General features: G+C 77.2%; 2 protein-coding genes. One reads left to right on the forward strand and one right to left on the reverse strand.

What is annotated here, in order from left to right:
• Nucleotides 1–65: 65 nt before the first annotated feature.
• The gene (locus tag R7226_RS31525) at nucleotides 66–689 is read left to right on the forward strand and encodes a TetR/AcrR family transcriptional regulator (protein WP_318601527.1); all 624 of its coding nucleotides are present in this window, start codon (nucleotides 66–68) and stop codon (nucleotides 687–689) included.
• On the opposite strand, the gene R7226_RS31530 is transcribed toward R7226_RS31525, so the two are convergent.
• The coding region (locus R7226_RS31530; protein ID WP_318601528.1) for a hypothetical protein at nucleotides 673–892 on the reverse strand (220 nt) is incomplete at its 5' end. The genes R7226_RS31525 and R7226_RS31530 overlap by 17 nt on opposite strands.

The raw sequence follows: 892 nt of genomic DNA on the forward strand, positions 1-892 counted from the left end.
CGCGGCGGCGCACGCCGCGGCGCGCGGGGCCGCGACGGGCGGGCGCCGCCATAGACTCCCGCCCGATGGCGACCGGACAGCGATACGGCGGGCGCAGCGCCGAGGAGCGGCGGGCGGAGCGGCGCACGCGCCTGCTCGACGCGGGCCTGGAGCTGTTCGGCACGCGCGGCTACGCGAACACGTCGATCGAGGCGCTGTGCGCGGCCACGAGACTCAACCCGCGCTACTTCTACGAGAGCTTCGCCAGCCGCGAGGAGCTGCTGCAGGCCGTCTACGACCGCCACATGCAGGCGCTTGCGGCGACCGTCGCGGATGCGATCGCGGCGGCGCCGCTGGAGCCGCGCGCCCGCTGCGAGGCGGCGCTGCGCTCGTTCGTCGAGAACCAGCTCGCCGACCGGCGCGCCGCGCGCATCACCTACCTGGAGATCGTCGGCGTCAGCCTCGAGCTGGAGCGCCACCGGCGCGGCGTGCTGCGCGGCTTCGCGGCGATGATCGAGGCCGAGGCCGATCGCCTCGCCGCCGGCGGCCAGTTGCCGGCGCGCGACCACCACCTGACCGCGCTCGCGCTCGGCGGCGCGACCGACGGGCTGCTGACCGACTGCTTCACCAGCGAGCAGCCGTCGGCGACGGCGGCGATCGTCACGACGCTCGTCGACCTGTTCGTCGCCGCGTTCACCTTCGAGGGCTGACCCGCTCCAGCCGCAGCTGGTCGAGCGTCGCGGCGGCGCCCGAGCCGACGTCCGCCGCGCCGACGCGCAGCCTCAGCACGGCGACGCCCGCCGGCAGCGTCGCCGCCCCGAGCGAGCGCTCGACGACGCGCCGCCCGGCGAGCAGCCGCAGGTGCAGCTCGTACCGCCCCGCGCGCGGCAGCCGCACCCGCAGCGGCGGCAGC

The organism is Conexibacter stalactiti (assembly GCF_033542075.1).
GTDB classification, from domain to species: domain Bacteria; phylum Actinomycetota; class Thermoleophilia; order Solirubrobacterales; family Solirubrobacteraceae; genus Conexibacter; species Conexibacter stalactiti.